Raw genomic sequence first — 18,249 nt, 5'->3', positions numbered from 1 at the left:
GCGGCGGTCTCCTGGCGGACCCGGACGTTGAACAGGTCGAGCACCCGCTCGCGGGCGTACAGCTCGGCGAGCGCCGCCCGGACCTCCGGTTCGGCGTCCACGCCCAGGTCCCGGGCGAGCGCGTGCACGGCCTCGAAGTCCAGCGGGTTGGTCTTGGCGGTCCGCCGCGAGCCGATGGTCACCCGCTCGTGGCCGAGCATGGTCACTGCGGCGTTCCAGCCGCCGTTGACCTCGCCGATCACGGCGTCGGCGGGCAGCCGGACCGAGTCGAAGGTGATCTCGTTGAACGGCGCGCGGCCGGACATGTCCTTCAACGGCCGGACGGTCACGCCGGGGGCGTGCATGTCGACCACGAACATGGTCAGGCCCGAGTGCTTCGGCCGGTCCGGGTCGGTGCGGGCGAGCAGCGCGCCGTAGTCCGCCCACTGGGCGTTGGTGGTCCAGACCTTCTGGCCGTCCACCACCCAGCCGTCGTCGGCCTGGACGGCGCGGGTCTGCAGGGACGCCACGTCCGAGCCCGCGCCGGGCTCGGAGAACAGCTGACACCAGATCTCCTCGCCGCGCAGCAGCTTCGGGAGGTAGCGGGTGCGCTGCTCGGGTGTGCCCAGGTCGTTCACCGTCGGCCCGCACATGCCCAGGCCGATGCTGAACGGGTAGACGGGCAGCTCGTACTCGCTGGACTCGTCCGAGTAGACCTGTTGGTACTCGGGGCCGAGCCCCTGCCCGCCGACGTCACCCGGCCAGGTGATCCCGGCGTAGCCGGCGTCGAACAGGGCGGCCTGGAACGCCTTCGCGGCGGACAGGTCGGTCGTGGGGCTGGGCGTGGGGGCGTGCGCGCGCAGCCAGGCACGCAGGTCCTCACGGTACGTGGAGAGGTCGGTCACCCTCCGCACCTCCGGCATCGTCGCTGGGAACGCTGATCGATCAATCGTTAAGCTAACACCGTGGCGACACGTCCAGAAGGGTCATCCGGGCCATATGCTGCACGGGTGACCACCGCAGTCTCGCCCGACGGGCCCGGCGGCCCCATCCCCCGCGGTGGCGGCCGCGAGGCGATCGCGACCGCCGCCCGGGAGGTCTTCCAGGAGCGCGGGTACCACGGCGCGTCCATCCGGGACATCGCCAAGCGGGCCGGGCTCTCGCTGTCCGCCCTCTACTACTGGCACCCCAGCAAGCAGGACCTGCTGGCCGCGCTCATCGAGGACAACACCCTCGACTACTTCCGCCGGTGCGACGAGGCGCTGGCCGGTGTCGGCGAGGGCGCGGTCGAACGGCTGACCGCGCTGGTGGGCGCCACGGTCGTGTACCGCGTGGAGCGGCAGACCCAGAGCAACATCTCCAACCGCGAGTGGCGCAACCTCGAGCCCCAGCACGAGGAGCGGCTCAAGGAGCTGCGGGTCAAGGCCACCACGATCTGGTCGGACATCGTCGACGCGGGCGTGGAGCAGGGGGTCTTCCACTGCGAGCACCCGGTCGACGCGCGCCGTGCCGCCCAGGCGGCCTGCAACGCCATCGCGGAGTGGTACCGCCCGGGCGGCACGGCCACCGCCGAGGAGCTCGTGGACCACTACACGCGGATCGTGCTCCGCATCGTGGACCACCGCCCCACCTGAGCGCCCCGCCCGACCGAGCGGCGCTCTCGCTCGTCCCCCGCGAGCGAAAGTGCCGCTCGATACCTTCGTGGGCCTGCCATCTGAATGTACGATCGTTCAGTTGGGTCGTCCGCAACGTAGGGGAGTCCTCCGGTGGCTGAAGCCTTCATCGTCGGCGCCGTCCGCACGCCCGTCGGTACCCGCAAGGGCGCCCTCGCCGGCGTGCATCCGGCAGATCTCGGCGCGCACGTGCTGCGCGAGCTCATGGACCGCACGGGGGTCGACCCGGCCGCCGTCGAAGACGTGATCATGGGCTGTGTGAGCCAGCTCGGTGCGCAGGCGGGCGACATCGCCCGCACCGCCTGGCTGTCCGCGGGGCTGCCGCAGACGGTGCCCGGGGTGACCATCGACCGACAGTGCGGCTCGTCGCAGCAGGCGCTGCACTTCGCCGCCCAGGGAGTCATGTCCGGCACCCAGGACCTGGTCGTCGCCGCGGGCGTCGAGCAGATGGCCATGGTGCCGATGACCGCGAACGGGATCGTGGTCAAGGAGCTGGGTGCGAACACCAAGGGCAAGGGTTGGGAGGAGCGCTACGGCGACCAGGAGATCTCCCAGTTCCGCGGGGCGCAGCTGATCGCGGAGAAGTGGGGCCTGAGCCGGGAGCAGCTCGAGGAGTTCTCCCTCGAGAGCCACCGCCGGGCCGTCGCGGCGATCGACGCGGGCCACTTCCGCGATCAGATCGCCCCGCTCGAGGGCCTGGAGACCGACGAGGGCGCCCGCCGCGACACCTCGCTCGAGAAGCTCGCCGGCCTGCAGGCGCTGCGCGAGGGCTGGTCCATCACCGCGGGTGTCGCGAGCCAGATCTCGATCGGCGCGGCGGCGCTGCTGGTCGCGTCCGAGGACGCGGTCCGCCGCTTCGACCTCACCCCGCTCGCCCGGGTGCACACGCTCACCGTGGTGGGCGACGACCCCGTCTACATGCTCACCGGGCCGATCCCGGCCACCCAGGCCGCGCTCAAGCGCAGCGGGCTGGGGATCGACGACATCGACACCTTCGAGATCAACGAGGCGTTCGCACCCGTCGTGCTCGCGTGGGCGCAGGACACCGGCGCGGACCTGGCGAGGACCAACCCCAACGGCGGCGCCATCGCCCTGGGCCACCCGCTCGGCGCCACCGGCGCGATCCTGGCCACCAAGATGATCCACGAGCTGCACCGCACCGGCGGCCGCTACGGCCTGCAGAGCATGTGCGAGGGCGGCGGCCAGGCCAACGCCACCATCCTCGAGCGCCTCTGACCGGTGAGTGGCGATGGTCGCTGGAGCGACTATCGCCACTCACAGTCGGTCAGGGGGTGCGGAGGGCGCCGAGGGTGCGGAAGTCCGGCTGCCCGGTGACGAGGGTGGAGAAGTTGGCCACCCGCTCGGTCGTCGCGTAGGTCGTGGCCTCCACGATCACCGGGACGTCGAGTGCCTGGTCGGCGATCTCGCCGGACGCCTCGCGGACGGCGGCCTCCCGCTCCTGCCGGTCCAGCGTGGACAGGGCGCGGCGCTGCAGCTCCTCGAGCCGGGCCGTCGTGTGCGCGCCGGGGTTGGCGAACCCGCCGGGCATGTACTGCAGCCCGATCGTCATCGACGGGTCCGGACGGCCGCCCCACTGCGCGATCAGCGAGTCGCCGTCTCGCTGGCTGTAGAACACGTCGCCCGCCTGCGCGACCTCCACCGACCGCAGCCGGGCCCGGATGCCCACCTCGGCGAGCATGCGCTGCATGGCCTCGGCGAGCTGGACGAACGCGGTCAGCGACGGCACCAGCATCTCGAAGTCGAACCCGTTCGGATGGCCCGCCTCCGCCAGGAGGGCGCGCGCTCGCGCGAGGTCGCGCGCGTAGTGGTCCGCCGGGAAGTCCGGGTTGTGGGCGTAGTACGTGGAGGGGAAGGGCTGGACCGTCGCCTCGCCCGCCCCGAAGTAGACCCCCGCGACGATCGCGGGCCGGTCGATGGCGAGGTTCATGGCCCGCCGCACCCGCACGTCGGCGAACTGCGACCGCGCCCGGTTGAGCAGCAGGCCCGCGTAGGCGAGCGTCACCTTCTGGTGCACGGTCACCCCCGGCAGACCGCGCGCCTCCTCCCCGAGCCTGCCGTTGAGCAGCGCGATGTCGACCTCGCCGGTGCGCAGCGCGTTCATCCGGGTGACCTCGTCGGTCAGGATCCGCAGCTCCAGCCGCCGGACGCCCACCACCGTGTCGTCCCAGTAGTCCGGGTTGCGCTCGTAGACGATCACGTTGTTCGGCTGGTAGTCGGTGACCCGGTACATCCCGGTCCCGACCGGCCGCAGGTCGAGGTCGGGGTCGGCGAACGCGGCCGGGCTGACCATCGCCCCCGCCCGGTGCGACAGCAGGCCGGGCAGCATCGCCGTCGGCTGCGACAGCCGCAGCACGACGGTGGACGGCCCCGCCACCTCGACGCTCTCGACGTTCGCCAGGTCGGTGCCCACCGAGGTGCCCGGCACCGTCTTGCCGCGTTCGACGTTGGCCCGGACGGCCTCGGCGTCGAACGGGGTGCCGTCGTGGAAGCGCACCCCCTGGCGCAGCTCCATCCGCAGCGCCCGCCCGTCCTCCTCCCACGTCCACGAGGTGGCCAGGCCGGGGATCGGCTGCCCGTCCGGGGAGAGGTGGACGAGCCGGTCGTAGACCGGGGTGAAGAAGCGGATGTCCTGGCCGACCGTCGACCGGTGGGGGTCGAAGCGGCTGGGCGAGGAGGTGTCGGCGTAGCGCAGCACGGCCTCGGGGTCGAGCTGGTCGTTCGACGCCGTCACCGGGCCCGCCCCGCTCCCTCCGCCACCGGGGGCGATCGGGGCGCAGGCCACCAGCAGGGGCGCCATGCCGAAGGCGTACAGGATGCGCCGTCGAGGGACGGAGGTGGTCATCGGCGTCCTTTCGCACGACGACGCCCCCGCGCGGGACTCGCGCGGGGGTGCCGTCGAGTCATCGGGTCAGGTGTGCAGGTGGCAGCGGACCGTGCCGCCGCCGGGGGCCGCGACGACGGGGGGTGCCACGCTCCGGCAGACGTCCATCACCTGCGGGCAGCGGGTGTGGAAACAACAGCCCGGGGGCGGGTTCGCCGCGTCGGGCATCTCGCCGCTGAGGATGATCCGTTCCCGCTCGCGCTGCCGCCGCGGGTTCGGCACCGGCACCGCGGACAGCAGGGCCCGGGTGTAGGGGTGGGCGGGATCGTCGAACACCCGGTCCGTCGGCGCGGTCTCGACGATCTCGCCGAGGTACATCACCGCCACCCGGTGCGCGATGTGCCGCACCACGGCCAGGTCGTGCGCGATGAACAGGTACGACAGCCCGAACCGCTCCTGCAGGTCCTCCAGCAGGTTGAGGATCTGGTTCTGGGTGGAGACGTCGAGCGCGCTGACCGCCTCGTCGCAGACCAGCAGGCGCGGGTTCAGCGCGATGGCCCGCGCGATCGCCAGCCGCTGCCGCTGCCCGCCGGAGAACTCGTAGGGGTAGCGCTGGGCGTACGCCCCGCGCAGCCCGACGTGCTCGAGCAGCTCGGCCACGCGCGCCGACCGGGCCGCCCGGTCCAGGCCCTCGTGGGTGTCGAGCGGCTCGGCGATGCTCTCCCCCACCACCATTGACGGGTCCAGGGACGAGTACGGGTCCTGGAACACCATCTGCATCCGCCGCCGAGCCGCCCGCAGGTCGCCGCGGCCCATGGCGGTCACGTCCTCGCCGTCGAGCCGGACCCGGCCGCGGGTGGGCTCGACGAGCCGGAGCATCGCGCGCCCGGTCGTCGACTTGCCGGAGCCGGACTCGCCGACCAGCCCGAGCGTCTCGCGTTCGCCGATGTGCAGGTCCACCCCGCGGACCGCGCGCAGCGTGCCGCCGCGACCGAGCAGCCCGCCGCGGAGGGTGAACTCGACGTCGAGGTCCTCGACCTCCGCCACCGGCCCGCCGGGCACGGTCGGGTCCACGTGGGTCTCCGCCTCCGCCGCGTGGGTCATGCGCTCCCCTTCAGGACCAGATCGGACACCCGCAGGCAACGGCTGGTGCCGCCGCCGTCGAGGCGGCGCTCCGCGACCAGGGTGTCCCGGCACCGGTCGCGGACGTGGCCACACCGCGGGTGGAACCGGCATCCCGCGGGCATCGAGCCCGCGGGCGGGGTGCTGCCCGGGATGGTCGCCAACCGACCGGTCCGGGCCACGAGCTGCGGCATCGCCGACAACAGCGCCTCCGTGTAGGGGTGGTGCGGGGTGGCGTAGAGCGCGTCGATCTCCGAGCGCTCCACGACCTGGCCCGCGTACATCACGACCGCCCGGTCGCAGATGTCCGCGACGACGCCGAGGTCGTGGGTCACGAACACCACCGCCGTGCCGAACTCGTCCCGCATGCTGCGCAGCAGGTCGAGGACCTGGGCCTGGATCGTCACGTCCAGGGCGGTGGTCGGCTCGTCGGCGATGATCAGCTTGGGCTCGCACGACAGGGCCATCGCGATCATCACGCGCTGCCGCATGCCCCCGGAGAACTCGTGCGGGTAGCTGCGCGCCCGGCTGCCGGCGTTCGCGATGCCGACGGTCTCCAGCACCTCGACCGCCCGCTTCCAGGCCTCCCGACGCGAGCCGCCGCGATGCCTGCGCACCACCTCCGCGATCTGGTCGCCGACCCGGAACGCCGGGTCGAGGCTGGTCATCGGCTCCTGGAAGATCATCGAGATCTCGTCGCCGCGCATCGCCTCCAGCCGGCGCTTCGGCATCCCGACGAGCTCCACGCCGTCGAGCCGGATGCTGCCCGCCGTGACCCGCGAGCCCTCCGGGGGCAGCAGCCCGAGGATCGACAGGCTGGTCACGGTCTTGCCCGAGCCGGACTCGCCGACCAGCCCCACGGTCTCGCCGCGGTCGACCCCGAACGTGACGCCGTCGAGCACCTGGACCCAGCCCGTGTCCGTCGCGAACTCGACGGACAGGTCCTCGACGACCAGCAGCGGCTCGCTCACGATCCCCTCCTGATCTCTCGGCCGAGCGAGTCCCGCAGGCCGTCGCCGAGCAGGTTGAACGCCAACACGGTCAGCGCGATGAGCAGGCCGGGGAACACCGTCAGCCACGGCGCCGACGCGGTGTACCGGAAGCCGCGCTCGATCATCGAGCCCCAGCTCGCGTCGGGCGGCTGCACGCCGAGCCCCAGGAAGCTCAGGCTGGCCTCGGCCAGCATCGCCATCGCCGCGGTCAGCGAGATCTGCACGATCAGCGGCGACAGCGCGTTGGGCAGCACGTGCCTGCGGATGACGGTCGCGGTGCCCGTGCCGATGGACCGCGACGCCTCGATGTAGGTCTCCTCGCGGATCGCGATGACGGTGCCACGCACCAGCCGGACGAACCGCGGCGCGAAGATCACCCCGATGACGATCATCGCGTTGGTCAGGCTCGGGCCGAGGACGCCGACGAACGCGATGGCCAGGATCAGCGGCGGGAAGCTCATCAGCGCGTCGGTCACGCGCATGATCACCGCGTCGACGGCCTTCCCGGCGTAGCCCGCGACCAGCCCGGGGACCACCCCGAGCAGCACCGCCACGCCGACGGCCTCCGCGGCCGCGACCAGCGACACCCGGCCCGCGTAGAGCGCCCGGCTGAACACGTCGCGGCCGAGGTCGTCGGTGCCGAGGACGTGCCCGCCGCCGGGCGGCTGCAGGACCCCGTTCAGGTTCTGCACCAACGGGTCGTGGGTCGCGAGCAGGGGCGCGAGCGCCACGCCCGCCACCACGACCACGAGGTAGCCCAGCGCGAGCTGTGCCGGGAGCTGTCGGCGGAAGCGCCGGACGAAGCGCGCCCGGGCCGTCGGTTCGGGTGGGGCCAGCGCCTCCCGTCCGTCGAGTCCGTCCGTGGGCGCGGTGGTGGTCACGCCTGCCTCACCTTCGGGTTCAACCAGCCGTAGGACAGGTCCACGACCAGGTTCACGAGCATCACGATCAACGCGGACACCACGACGATCCCCTGGATCATCGGGATGTCGCGCTGCAGGACGGCCCGGATCGCGAGGTCGCCGAGCCCGGGCAGGCCGAACACCCGCTCGACGATCACCGAGCCGCCGAGCAGGAACCCGATCTGGAAGCCCATCACCGTGACGACGGGGACGGCGGCGTTCTTCAGGCCGTGCTTGGCGATCACCGCGCGCGCCGTGAGCCCGTTGGCCCTGGCCGTGCGGATGAAGTCCTGTTGCAGGGTGTCCGAGAGCGACCCGCGCAGCTGGCGGGTGATCTCGGCCGCGACGGCCGTGCCGAGCGTGATGCCGGGCAGCACCAGCCCCAGCACCCACGGGCCGACCCCATCGGATAGGGGCGTGTAGCCGACCGCCGGGAAGATCGGGAAGGCCAGCGCGAACGCCATGATCAGCAGGATCCCGACCCAGAAGTTGGGCAGCGAGATCCCGACCGAGGCGAACAGCGTGGCGCCGCGGTCCTGCCACCGACCGCGGCGCAGCGCGGCCGTGATGCCGGCGGGTACCGCGATCAGCAGCGCCGCGACCATGGCGGCCACGGTGAGCGAGAGGGTGACCGGGAACCGGCCCCCGATCGCACCGACGACCGACTCGTTGCTGAACAGCGAGCTGCCGAGGTCGCCGGTCAGGGCGTTGCCCGCCCAGCTCGCGTACTGCACCAGAACGGGGTCGTTGAGCCCCAGGCGTTCTCGGGTGGCGTCGATCTGGGCCTCGGTGGCGTTCTCGCCCGCGATGGTGATCGCCGGATCCCCCGGGATCAGCAGGACCAGGGCGAACACCCCGAGCGAGACCAGGAACAACAGCGGGATGATCATCAGAATGCGTCTGACGGTGTACCGGAGCACGCTTGCGCACCCTCCTGGACGTCGTCGTCGCGGGGAATGCATCCCCGCTCGGGTGGTGTCGGGCGTCGGCATTTCCTGATCGCCGAAATCCGATTCAGGCACGCCGAACAAAGGCTCGCGCAGCCATTGCGGAGCCACTCGAATCGGACTAAACGATCGTTCAGAAGGTAACGGCTGTATCCACCTCGGTCAAGGCCGACCTCGAAAGACCAGCTCGCAGGCGCCGCTACACCTCCGCCGTGCCGCCGAGGCGTGGATCACAGCTACCCCTTGTGTGATTCAGGACAACGTGCACAGAATGGCGCAGTCGACCGCCGGAGCATTTGTCGGCGGCCATCGACCGTGCATTCCTTCCCCGCAGTGCCGCGGCCCCGGAGGGCGAAACACCATGAGAGCCACACGATTCCTCGGCGCGGCCACGGCCGTGCTCGCCGTCTGCGCGGTGCTCGTCGGCTGCGCCCCGATCTCGCCCGCCGGGAGCGGCGGCGCCGCCACCGACGCCCCGGTCGCCCGGGAGGACCTCGATCCCGAGGCCACGATCCGCTACGCCGATGCCGTCGGGCCGAGCCGGTTCGACCCGATGCGGTCGACGAACGGGCAGGACATCCGGTACCTCGCCCCGGTCTACGACCGCCTGGTGCACCTCTCCCCGACCGGCGACCCGATCCCGGGCCTGGCCACCGCATGGGAGTGGCAGGACGACGGGCTGGCGCTGCGGATGACGCTGCGGCCCACCGTGCGGTTCCACGACGGCACGGCGTTCGACGCCGAGGCGGTGCGGGCGAACATCGAACGTGGCAAGACCGTCGAGGGCTCGTCCGTGGCCGCCGACCTGGCCGGCATCAGCGGCGTCGAGGTCGTGGACCCGACGACCGTCGTGCTGCGGCTGGCGAAGCGGAACAGCATGCTGCTCGGCCTGCTCAGCCACCGCGCAGGCTCGATGCTGAGCCCGGCGGCGTTCGGTGACCCGGACCTGGACCTCAAACCGGTCGGCACCGGGATGTACAAGGTCAGCGAGTACCGCCCGAACGACGTGATCGTCTACGAGCGCAACGCCGACTACTGGAACCCCGACGTCGTGGGCGTCCGGCGGATCGAGCTGCGCATCCTGGCCGACGAGGTCACCCGGATGAACGCGCTGCGCACCGGCGAGGTCGACGTCGCGCTGCTGTCCGGCCGGCTGGTGGGCGAGGCGCAGGGGCTGCCCGGGGTGACCGTGCACCGCGACACCACACTCACCTACCTGGTCCTCTACCTGAACCGGGCGCGGTCGGAGTTCGGCGACCCGCGTGTCCGCCAGGCGCTCAACCTGGCCGTGAACCGCCAGGCCATCGCCGACGGCATCTACTTCGGCGCGGCCCAGCCGACGGTGCAGCCCTTCCCACAGAAGTACTACGCCTACAACCCCGCCTACCCCGGCGACTACTACGCCCACGACCCGGCCCGGGCCAAGCAGCTGCTCGCCGAGGCGGGCCTGCCGAACGGCTTCGAGTTCGAGATGCTCGTGACCGCACTGGGCACGTACCTGCAGTCCGCCGAGGCCGTGCAGCAGATGCTGGCCGAGGTCGGGATCAGGGCGAGCATCCGCGCGGTCGAGGCCGCCCAGACCGCGGACGTCTACTACCGCCAGCAGCAGGGCGACGCGCTCGTCTCGCAGTGGGGCGGGCGACCCGACCCCTCGATGACCATCGACCTGCAGTTCACCTCGACCGGCTTCTCCAACCCCGGCCGGGTGACCACGCCGAGGCTGGAGGAGCTGCAGGCCCAGGCCCTCGACACGCTGGACCAGCAGCAGCGCACCGACCTGATCCACCAGGAGGTCGGCGAGCTCGTGGACCAGGCCTTCCAGGTCCCGTTGGTGATGGACGAGAGCGTGATCGCCACGGGTGAGCGGATCACGGGCTTCGAGCTGCTGGTGACGGGGCAGATCGACTTCCAGAAGCTGGGTGTGAGGAAGCAGCGGTGATCGGACGCCGGGCCTCTCGCGGCCTGCTGCCCGCCGCCGCTCGGGCGGCGGTCGTGCACGACCTCGCCGACGAGGTCGTCGAGCAACGGTTGGAGATCCCCGTGCTGTTCCCGGAGGACGTCGTCGTGACCTCGCCGCGGGTCGTGGGGTCGGAGCCACGGCTCGTGCACCGGCCCGGGTTCCGCGGGGTGGGTGTCCGATGAGGAGGATCGCGGCGCTGCTCCTGCTGGTGGTGCTGGCGGGGTGCGCGCCCCTCCCCTCCGGCGGAGCACCGGCGGGCCCGAGCGACTCGCCCGCCGACCCGAACGCGATCTTCCGGTGGGCGAACGCGGTGGGGCTCAGCCGGTTCGACCCGCACCGGGCCTCGTCGAGCAACGACAACACCCACCTGTTCCTGACCTACGACCGGCTCGTGCACACCGACGTCGACGGGCGTCCGGTGCCCGGGCTCGCGACCGCGTGGGAGTTCACGCCGGACGGGCTGGGGCTGGACCTCACCCTGCGCCAGGGCGTGACGTTCCACGACGGCACCCCGTTCGACGCCGAGGCGGTGCGCGCCAACATCGAGCGGGCCAAGACGGTGCAGGGCACCGCGGTGGCCCCGGAGCTGCGTCCGGTCACGGCCGTGCAGGTGCTCGCGCCGGACCGGGTGCGGCTGGTGCTCGCCCAGCCCTCGGCCGCCCTGCCGCTCGTGCTGTCCGACCGGGCCGGCGCGATGGTGAGCCCCGCGGCGTTCGACGACGCGGACCTGGACACCGCGCCCGTCGGGGCGGGGATGTACCGGGTCACGGCCTACCAACCGGGATCGCGGATCGAGTACCGGGCGTCGCCGACCTACTGGGACCCCGCGGCCGTCCGGGTGGCCGGGATCGACATGCCGATCTACACCGACCCCGTCACCCGGCTCAACGCGCTGCGCACCGGGGACGTCGACGCCGCCGTCCTCTCCCCCGACCAGGTGCCGGAGGCCGAGGCCGCGGGGATCCGCGTCGAGCCGGGCCGGACCACGAACTTCTGGTACTTCCAGCCGAACCGGACCCGGTCGGCGTTCGGGGACGTGCGGGTGCGGCAGGCGCTGTGGCACGCGATCGACCGGCGGGCGCTGGTGGACGTGCTGGCCCGCGGCTTCGGCACGCTCGACGCGCAGCCGCTGCCGCCGTGGAGCGCCGGGCACGACCCGTCCGTCGGGCCCGACCCCTACCCGTACGACCCCGCGCGGGCCCGCCGGCTGCTCGCCGAGGCGGGCCTCCCGCAGGGCTTCGCGTTCACCGCGCTCGTCTCGACCAGCCCCGACGTCGCGCGGGTCGCCGAGGCGATCCAGGCCGACCTCGAGGAGGTGGGGATCACGATGGACGCCCGGGTCATGGAGGGCGCCCAGATCACCGACGAGTTCTTCGTGCGCAAGCAGGGCGACCTGCTGCTCGGCCCGGGCGGCGGACGTCCGGACCCCGCCCAGACCCTCGGCCTGCGCTACCTGCCCGACGGCTTCAACAACCCCGGCGGACACAGCTCGCCGGAGATGGAACGGCTGCAGGCGGAGATCCTGCGGACGGTGGACCCCGCGGCGCGCGCCACGGCGATGCAGGCGGCGATGCGCGAGTTCCGGGACCAGGCCTTCGAGGTGGTCCTCTACTACGCCACCCCGCCCGTCGCCCTGTCGCCGGAGGTCCTGACGTTCACCCCCGGCCTCGCCGACCGCCCCGAGTTCCGCGGCGTGACCAAGTCCGGCCCCTGACCGGTCGTGAGCGGCGATGGTCGCTCTGGCGACCATCGCCGCTCACCGTCATCGGAGGCCGGCGTCCTCGAGGGCCTGGCGGGCGGGTTCGGCCATCAGGCGGCCCGCGGCCGGGTCCTCGCGGACCTGGGCGAGGAAGCCGTCGTCCGCCATCGCACCCGCCAGGTACCGGGCCCGCACGCCCGCCAGGATCGCGGCCGAGCGCCAGCGGTGGAAGGCCACCCAGTAGCCGAGGTCGGAGACGTCGCGGCCGGTCAGGGCGGCGTAGTGCCTCGCGACCGCCGCCCGGTCCGGGAAGCCCGGCACGGTCGTCGGGCCCGGTTCGACGCCCTCGCGGAGCTCGTCGCCCGGCTCGTGCCAGTGCGACACCAGGTAGCCCAGGTCCGCCATCGGGTCGCCGGTGGTCGACAGCTCCCAGTCGAACACCGCGACCACCGTGCCGTCGGGGGCGAAGGAGAGGTTGCCCGGCCGGTAGTCGCCGTGCACGATCCCCCGGGACTCGGTGGGGACGTGTTTCGCCAGCACCGCGTGCACGTCGTCGAACAGGGCCAGCTCGGCCCCTTCGACCCCGGTCGCACGCACCTGGTCGTGCCAGCGAGCGAGCTGGCGCTCGACGAACCCGCGGCGCGAGCCGGGGATCCCCCGCTCGTCCGGGTCGAGGGAGTGCAGCGCCGCCAGCACCTCGACCATGTGCTCGCCCGCCCGCGCCCGCGCCCGCGGGCTCAGCTCCAGCGCGTCGTCGACCGACGCGAGCACCCGTCCGTCGACGAAGTCCATCACCGTGAACTCCGCGCCGGTCACCTCGAGGTCCGTGCAGTGCGCGCGCGGGGTGGCCACCGGCACCCCGGTGCCCACCATCGCCGACACGAACCGCCACTCCCGGCCCATGTCGTGCGCGGTGCTCAGCACGCTGCCGACGGGTGGCCTGCGCAGCGCGTAGACGTGCCCCGCGGCGTCGGAGATCCGGTAGGTGAGGTTGGACCGCCCGCCCGCGACCAGGGTGAACTCGGCGGGTTCGGTGAAGCCGGGCAGGGTCTCGGCGAGCCACCGGGAGACCGGGGCGGCCTCCAGGCCGGTCAGTGCGGCGGTCATCTCCCCACGTACCTCGGCTCGCGCTTCTCCAGGAACGACCGCACGCCCTCGCGGTGGTCCTCGGTCGCGAAGAGCTCCCCGAGCCGCGAGCTGACCCAGCGGCCCAGGTCCGACCAGTCCGGGTCGAGCGCCTCGCGCAGCCCCTCCTTGAGCGCGGCCACCGCCAGCGGCGGGTTCGTGGCCACGCGCCGGGCCAGGTCGAGCGCGGTGGGCAGCAGCTCCTCGTCGTCCACGACCCGGCCGACCAGCCCGATCCGGCCCGCCTCCTCGGCGCTGATCACCTCGCCGGTGAACAGCAGCTCCGCCGCCTTCTCCCGCCCGACGAGCTGGGCGAGCCGCGAGATCCCCGCGACGTCGCTGCACAGCCCGCGCTTGACGAACAGCTCGCCGAACCTCGCGCGCCGCGCCGCGACGCGGAGGTCCGCCATCAGGGCCATCTCCATTCCCCAGCCGACCGCTGCCCCGTTGACCGCGGCGACGATCGGCACGTTCGACGTGAGCAGCGCACCCGCCGCCGGCGTGAGCCGCGGGGCGGGGCGCGGCGGCCGGTTCTCCGGCTCCCCACCCCCCATCAGCTCGCGGACGTCGTCCCCGGAGCAGAAGGACCGTCCCTCGCCGGTGATCACCAGGCACCGCTCGGTCGTGCCGCGGACGATCTCCTCGAGCTCGTCGTAGGTCTGGCGGCGCAGCGCGTTGTGCACCTCGGGCCGGGCGATCGTGATCACCCCGACGTGGCCGTCGACCTCGTACCGGACGTCTGTCACCGGTTCACCTCCGTGCGCAGCTCGCGCTTCAGGACCTTGCCGCTGGGTGTGCGCGGCAGCGGCTCCGCGCGGAAGACGACCTGCTCCGGCACCTTGAACTCGGCCAGCCGGTCGCGGACGTGCTGTTGCAGCTCCGCGGCCGAGACCTCGGCCCGGGTGTTGACCACGGCCACGGCCTGTTCGCCGAGTCGGGCGTGCGGCACCCCGACGATCGCGACGTCGGTCACCGCGGGGTGCTCGAACAGGGCGGCCTCGACCTCGGCGCAGTAGATGTTCTCCCCGCCGCGGATCACGACGTCCTTCATCCGGTCCACGACGTACACCCAGCCCGCCCGCTCGTAGCCGAGGTCGCCGGTGTGGAACCACCCGTCGGTGAACGCCGCGGCGGTGCCCCCGGGGTTGTTCCAGTACCCCCGGACCACGTTGGGCCCGCGGAACCACAGCTCGCCGACCCCGCCCGGTTCCGCGTCCTCGCCGGTCGCCGGGTCGACCACCCGCAGGTCCGCCCCCGGAGCCAACCTGCCGACGCTGTCGGGGTGGCTCACGTAGTCCTGCGCGCTGTTCGCGACGACGGCGCTCGTGGTCTCGGTCAGCCCGTACCCGTTGCTCGGCGCCACCACGGAGGCGAACCGCTCGTCGACCTGGCCGATCAGGTCCGGCGGGATCGGCGCCCCGCCCATGCTCAGCGCGGTCAGGGTCTCCAGCCCCTCCTCCCCGGTCGCACGCTCCAGGAACTGCCGACCGACCGTCGGGACGCCGGAGACGCCCGTCAGCCGCTCGCGGCGGACCAGCTCCAGGGCCTCGTCCGGGTCCCAGCGGTACTGGGTGACGAGCTTGCCGCCGGTCAGCGGGGTGAACGTGAGGCTCGTGATCCCGGCGATGTGGAACAGCGGGAAGGTGCACAACGCACCGGCCTGGGGCGCCGCGGGATCGGGCTCCGGCGGCACGCCGCCGTTGGCGACGGTCGCCGACACCCTGGCCCCGAGCAGGGTGTTGAGGATGTTCGTGCAGTGGTTGCGATGCGTCCCCACCGCCCCTTTGGGACGCCCGGTGGTGCCGGAGGTATAGAGGATCGTGGCGTCGTCGTCGGGGTCGACCCGCACGTCCGGCAGCGCGGCGTCGAGGTCCAGGGCCGCCAGCACCTCCGCCCACGGTCTGCCGGGCCCGTCCCCGCGGACCTCGATCATCGGGATCCCCGGGTCCGCCAGGGACGCCGCCCGCTCGCCGTCCGCGACCACGAGGCCCGCCTCGGAGTCGCCGAGCGCGAAGCGCAGCTCGGAGGCCGTCCACCAGGCGTTGAGCGGCACGAAGACCAGACCGGACACGGCGCAGGCGTAGAACCACGGCGCCCACTCCGGGTAGTTCCGCATGGTCACCGCGACCCGGTCGCCCTGCCTGAGCCCGTACTCCGCGCGGAGCAGGGCGGCGAGGCCGCGGACCTGCGCGGCATGCTCGGCGTAGGTCACCCGCTCCTCCCGGTAGACCGTGAACACGCGGTCGCCCCAGCTCGCGGCGACCTGGGCCAGCTCGCGCAGGGTGTGCGGGCCGCGCTCGTAGACCCGCCACGGCACCCCGCGGACCACGGCGTCGGTCAGGGCGAACTCGCCCCCGGGCGCGGTGAACCGGGCGGAGGTCTCGGCGCGGACGCTGCCGCCGTACGTGGTGGTCACGCGCGGAAGGCGAGGTCGAGGCCCGGGTAGGGCCACTCGGCGCGGTAGAGCCTGCCGAGCCCCGAGGACGTCACGAACGCGGTGTGCGAGTCCGCCCCGGCGAAGCACACGTTGGTGACGTACGGGTCCGGCTCGGGCACCGCGATCTGCCGGTCGAGGGTGCCGTCCGGCCGGATCAGGCTGACCGCCCCGGTGATCAGGGTGGCGACGCAGACGTTGCCCGCGCCGTCGACCCCCAGCGAGTCGAGCATCTGGTAGCCCGGGAAGCCGTGCAGCAGGTGTGCCCCACCGGACCCGCGCGGCGGCCCGGCGCACGGCCCGAGCCGCCCCGGGCCGAGCACCTCCCACTCCCAGACCCGCCCGGTCTGGGTCTCGGCCACGTAGAGCCGGGATCCGTCGGGGGACAGCCCGACCCCGTTCGGCGTCATCAGCGGATGGACGACCTCGGTGATCGACGAGCCGTCCGGCAGCGCGTAGCAGAGCCGCCCGACGTCCATCTCCCGCCCGCGGTTCTTCCCCAGGTCGGTGAACCAGAACCCGCCCGCGGCGTCGAACACGATGTCGTTGGGACCGTTGAGCGGGCGCCCGTCGACCTCGACGTAGAGGGTGCTGACCCCGCCGTCGGGCGTGACGCGCTGGATGCTGCCACCGCGGTAGTCCGCGGGCTGGTGCCCGGGCGCCACGATCCCGTTCGGCCGCTCGTGCCAGTCGAAGCCGCCGTTGTTGCAGACGTAGAAGGCCCCGTCCGGGCCGACCGCCGCCCCGTTCGGGCCACCGCCGAGCTCCGCGACGACCTCGACCTCGCCGTCCGGCCACACCCGCGACAGCGTCTGCCGCCGGATCTCCACCAGCACGACCGAGCCGTCCGCGAGGGCGACGGGCCCCTCGGGGAACTGCAGGCCCTCGGCCACGAGCTCCATCACGAGACCACCTCTTCCGCAACGGTGACCAGCTTGCGCAGCTCGGGTTTGCGGACCTTCCCCGAGGTGGTGCGCGGCAGCTCCGGGACCACCAGCACCCGGCGCGGGATCTTGTAGCCCGCGAGGTGACCGCGGCAGAACTCCCGCACGTCCTCCTGGGTCACGGTGTGTCCCTCGCGGGCCTCGACGACGGCCACGACCAGCTCGCCCCACACGTCGTCCGGCTGCCCGACGACGGCGGCCGCGGCCACGTCCGGATGCTGGTGCAGGACCTCCTCGACCTCGCGGCTGTACACGTTCTCGCCGCCGGTCAGGATCATGTCCTTCTTGCGGTCGACGATGTAGTAGTAGCCCCGCGAGTCCCGTCTCGCCAGGTCACCGCTGTGGAACCAGCCGCCCTGCGTGGCCTCCGCCGTGGCCTCGGGCCGGTTCCAGTACCCCGCGCAGACCTGGTCGCCGCGGACCACGAGCTCGCCCACCTCGTCGTCGGCGGTGTCGTTGCCGTCCGCGTCCACGATCCGGACGGCGGTGAGGACCTGCGGCCTGCCCACGCTGGTGAGCAGGGACTCGTCGGACTCCAGGGCCCGGACGTGGTCGGCCGAGCCGTGGCTGATCACGTTGCCCGCCAGCTCGGTCATGCCGAACCCGGTCTGGAACCGCACGCCCGGCAGCGCGGCCATGGCCTCGCGCAGCACCGCGGCGGGCATCGGCGCGGAGCCGTAGCTGACCCGCCGCAGGGACGAGACGTCGAACTCCGGGAACCGGGGATGGCGCAGCAGCATCGCGAGCATCGTCGGCGCCACGGACGTCTGCCCGACGCGGTGGGTCTGCACCGCCTCCAGGAACCCGACGGCGTCGTAGCGGCGCAGCAGCACCAGCACGTCGCCCTTGAGGTGGGCCATCGGCACGCCGTACCCGGCGATGTGACACAGCGGCCACGGCATCAGCGAGACGCCCGGGTCGTGGTCGTGCTCCCAGCTGATCAGCGAGTTCATCACCGCCGAGACGACGTTGCGGTGGGTCAGCACCGCGCCCTTCGCCCGCCCGGTGGTGCCGGAGGTGTAGATCAGCCAGGCCGGTTCGGTCTCCCCGACGACCGGCGGGTCCACGTCGTCGCCGAGGAGGTCCTCCCAGCTCAGAGCCCCGTCCGCGGGCCCGTCGAGGCAGACCAGGGTGCGGATGGACGGCACGTCCGCCATCGCCTGCCTGGCCGTCTCCAGGTACTTCAGCTCGGTGACGAGCATGGTCGGCGAGGAGTCGTCGAGGTTGAGCGCGACCTCGCGCGGGCTGAGCCGGTAGTTGAGGAACACCAACGCCATCCCGGCCGCGGGGACGCCGTAGTAGGCCTGGACGTACTCGGGATGGTTCTCCGTGAGGATCGCGATGCGGTCCCCGGGCGCGGCGTAGCGGGTGAGCCCGTCCGCCAGCCTGCGGACCGTCCGGTCGAGCTCCGCGAAGGTCCAGCTCCGCTCCTCGAACACCAGCGCGGGTTCGTCCGCGCGTCGCGCGGCGGTGAAGGAGAGGATGTCGCCGATGAGCATGCCAAGCCTTCCTATCCGGGAAAGGTCAGGTACTTCGGGTTCGCCACCCGCAGCCGGTCGGTGATCCCCGCCCGCACCGCGGAGAGCAGCGCCGGATCCTCGGGATCCACCAGCCCCGCCCGGATCGCCGC

17 protein-coding genes are annotated in these 18,249 nt (G+C 72.8%); 5 read left to right on the top strand and 12 right to left on the bottom strand.

Features of this window, described 5'->3' with window-relative positions; genetic code table 11:
• Nucleotides 1-884: acyl-CoA dehydrogenase family protein (locus H5J29_RS03605; RefSeq protein WP_312858044.1), on the bottom strand; the 884-nt coding region annotated here is incomplete at its 3' end.
• A gap of 105 nt (nt 885-989) precedes the next feature.
• On the opposite strand from H5J29_RS03605, the gene H5J29_RS36095 reads away from it, so the two are divergent.
• On the top strand, nt 990-1,613 hold the full coding sequence (locus tag H5J29_RS36095; RefSeq protein WP_181779461.1) for a TetR/AcrR family transcriptional regulator: 624 nt from the start codon (nt 990-992) through the stop codon (nt 1,611-1,613).
• A 132-nt stretch (nt 1,614-1,745) separates the two neighbouring features.
• A complete protein-coding gene (locus H5J29_RS03595; protein WP_181779460.1) occupies nt 1,746-2,888 on the top strand; it encodes an acetyl-CoA C-acetyltransferase in 1,143 nt (380 codons plus the stop codon).
• 49 nt (nt 2,889-2,937) lie between these two features.
• On the opposite strand, the gene H5J29_RS03590 is transcribed toward H5J29_RS03595, so the two are convergent.
• From H5J29_RS03590 to H5J29_RS03570, 5 genes are all read right to left on the bottom strand, one after another.
• Nucleotides 2,938-4,515 (bottom strand): ABC transporter substrate-binding protein, encoded by a 1,578-nt coding sequence (locus H5J29_RS03590; RefSeq protein ID WP_181779459.1) that lies wholly within the window; start codon nt 4,513-4,515, stop codon nt 2,938-2,940.
• Nucleotides 4,516-4,581: 66 nt separating this feature from the next.
• Nucleotides 4,582-5,598 (bottom strand): ABC transporter ATP-binding protein, encoded by a 1,017-nt coding sequence (locus tag H5J29_RS03585; protein WP_181779458.1) that lies wholly within the window; start codon nt 5,596-5,598, stop codon nt 4,582-4,584.
• The gene (locus H5J29_RS03580) at nt 5,595-6,587 is read right to left on the bottom strand and encodes an ABC transporter ATP-binding protein (RefSeq protein WP_181779457.1); all 993 of its coding nucleotides are present in this window, start codon (nt 6,585-6,587) and stop codon (nt 5,595-5,597) included. The genes H5J29_RS03585 and H5J29_RS03580 overlap by 4 nt, the downstream gene beginning before the upstream one ends.
• A complete protein-coding gene (locus H5J29_RS03575) occupies nt 6,584-7,489 on the bottom strand; it encodes an ABC transporter permease (protein WP_312858043.1) in 906 nt (301 codons plus the stop codon). The genes H5J29_RS03580 and H5J29_RS03575 overlap by 4 nt, the downstream gene beginning before the upstream one ends.
• Nucleotides 7,486-8,430: an ABC transporter permease gene (locus H5J29_RS03570; protein ID WP_181779456.1), complete on the bottom strand. Its 945-nt coding sequence runs from the start codon at nt 8,428-8,430 to the stop codon at nt 7,486-7,488. Before H5J29_RS03570 ends, H5J29_RS03575 begins: the two co-directional genes overlap by 4 nt.
• A gap of 388 nt (nt 8,431-8,818) precedes the next feature.
• Between H5J29_RS03570 and H5J29_RS03565 the strand changes: the two genes are divergently transcribed.
• The 3 genes from H5J29_RS03565 to H5J29_RS03555 are packed head-to-tail and all read left to right on the top strand — an operon-like array spanning nt 8,819 to nt 12,131.
• Nucleotides 8,819-10,396, top strand: coding sequence for an ABC transporter substrate-binding protein (locus tag H5J29_RS03565; RefSeq protein WP_181779455.1), 1,578 nt, complete (start codon nt 8,819-8,821; stop codon nt 10,394-10,396).
• Nucleotides 10,393-10,599 (top strand): hypothetical protein, encoded by a 207-nt coding sequence (locus tag H5J29_RS03560; RefSeq protein ID WP_181779454.1) that lies wholly within the window; start codon nt 10,393-10,395, stop codon nt 10,597-10,599. The genes H5J29_RS03565 and H5J29_RS03560 overlap by 4 nt, the downstream gene beginning before the upstream one ends.
• Entirely contained in the window at nt 10,596-12,131 is a 1,536-nt protein-coding gene (locus tag H5J29_RS03555) for an ABC transporter substrate-binding protein (RefSeq protein WP_181779453.1), read from the top strand. Before H5J29_RS03560 ends, H5J29_RS03555 begins: the two co-directional genes overlap by 4 nt.
• A gap of 48 nt (nt 12,132-12,179) precedes the next feature.
• On the opposite strand, the gene H5J29_RS03550 is transcribed toward H5J29_RS03555, so the two are convergent.
• Genes H5J29_RS03550 through H5J29_RS34220 form a run of 6 tightly spaced genes read right to left on the bottom strand, consistent with a single transcriptional unit; the run spans nt 12,180 to nt 18,243 of the window.
• Nucleotides 12,180-13,223 carry a phosphotransferase family protein gene (locus tag H5J29_RS03550; protein ID WP_181779452.1) on the bottom strand — a complete coding sequence of 348 codons (1,044 nt, stop codon included), beginning with the start codon at nt 13,221-13,223 and terminating at the stop codon, nt 12,180-12,182.
• Nucleotides 13,220-13,987 carry an enoyl-CoA hydratase/isomerase family protein gene (locus H5J29_RS03545; RefSeq protein ID WP_181779451.1) on the bottom strand — a complete coding sequence of 256 codons (768 nt, stop codon included), beginning with the start codon at nt 13,985-13,987 and terminating at the stop codon, nt 13,220-13,222. Before H5J29_RS03545 ends, H5J29_RS03550 begins: the two co-directional genes overlap by 4 nt.
• The gene (locus H5J29_RS03540; RefSeq protein ID WP_220186938.1) at nt 13,984-15,657 is read right to left on the bottom strand and encodes a class I adenylate-forming enzyme family protein; all 1,674 of its coding nucleotides are present in this window, start codon (nt 15,655-15,657) and stop codon (nt 13,984-13,986) included. The genes H5J29_RS03545 and H5J29_RS03540 overlap by 4 nt, the downstream gene beginning before the upstream one ends.
• The gene (locus H5J29_RS03535; protein WP_181779463.1) at nt 15,654-16,577 is read right to left on the bottom strand and encodes an SMP-30/gluconolactonase/LRE family protein; all 924 of its coding nucleotides are present in this window, start codon (nt 16,575-16,577) and stop codon (nt 15,654-15,656) included. The genes H5J29_RS03540 and H5J29_RS03535 overlap by 4 nt, the downstream gene beginning before the upstream one ends.
• A complete protein-coding gene (locus H5J29_RS03530) occupies nt 16,577-18,118 on the bottom strand; it encodes an acyl-CoA synthetase (RefSeq protein ID WP_181779450.1) in 1,542 nt (513 codons plus the stop codon). Before H5J29_RS03530 ends, H5J29_RS03535 begins: the two co-directional genes overlap by 1 nt.
• Before the next feature lie 11 nt (nt 18,119-18,129).
• A complete protein-coding gene (locus H5J29_RS34220; protein WP_312858045.1) occupies nt 18,130-18,243 on the bottom strand; it encodes a hypothetical protein in 114 nt (37 codons plus the stop codon).
• Between the last annotated feature and the right edge of the window lie 6 nt (nt 18,244-18,249).

The organism is Pseudonocardia pini (genome assembly GCF_013870575.1).
In the GTDB taxonomy this organism is placed as follows: Bacteria; Actinomycetota; Actinomycetes; order Mycobacteriales; family Pseudonocardiaceae; genus Pseudonocardia; species Pseudonocardia pini.
The sequence above is the reverse complement of the archived record's forward strand: the minus strand, read 5'-3'. Positions and strand labels throughout refer to the sequence as shown.

Coding starts and splice junctions, on each gene's coding strand:
- H5J29_RS03550 (WP_181779452.1), bottom strand. CDS start 13,223: ATGACCGCCGCACTGACCGGCCTGGAGGCCGCCCCGGTCTCCCGGTGG.
- H5J29_RS03585 (WP_181779458.1), bottom strand. CDS start 5,598: ATGACCCACGCGGCGGAGGCGGAGACCCACGTGGACCCGACCGTGCCC.
- H5J29_RS03530 (WP_181779450.1), bottom strand. CDS start 18,118: ATGCTCATCGGCGACATCCTCTCCTTCACCGCCGCGCGACGCGCGGAC.
- H5J29_RS03565 (WP_181779455.1), top strand. CDS start 8,819: ATGAGAGCCACACGATTCCTCGGCGCGGCCACGGCCGTGCTCGCCGTC.
- H5J29_RS03535 (WP_181779463.1), bottom strand. CDS start 16,577: ATGGAGCTCGTGGCCGAGGGCCTGCAGTTCCCCGAGGGGCCCGTCGCC.
- H5J29_RS03555 (WP_181779453.1), top strand. CDS start 10,596: ATGAGGAGGATCGCGGCGCTGCTCCTGCTGGTGGTGCTGGCGGGGTGC.
- H5J29_RS03590 (WP_181779459.1), bottom strand. CDS start 4,515: ATGACCACCTCCGTCCCTCGACGGCGCATCCTGTACGCCTTCGGCATG.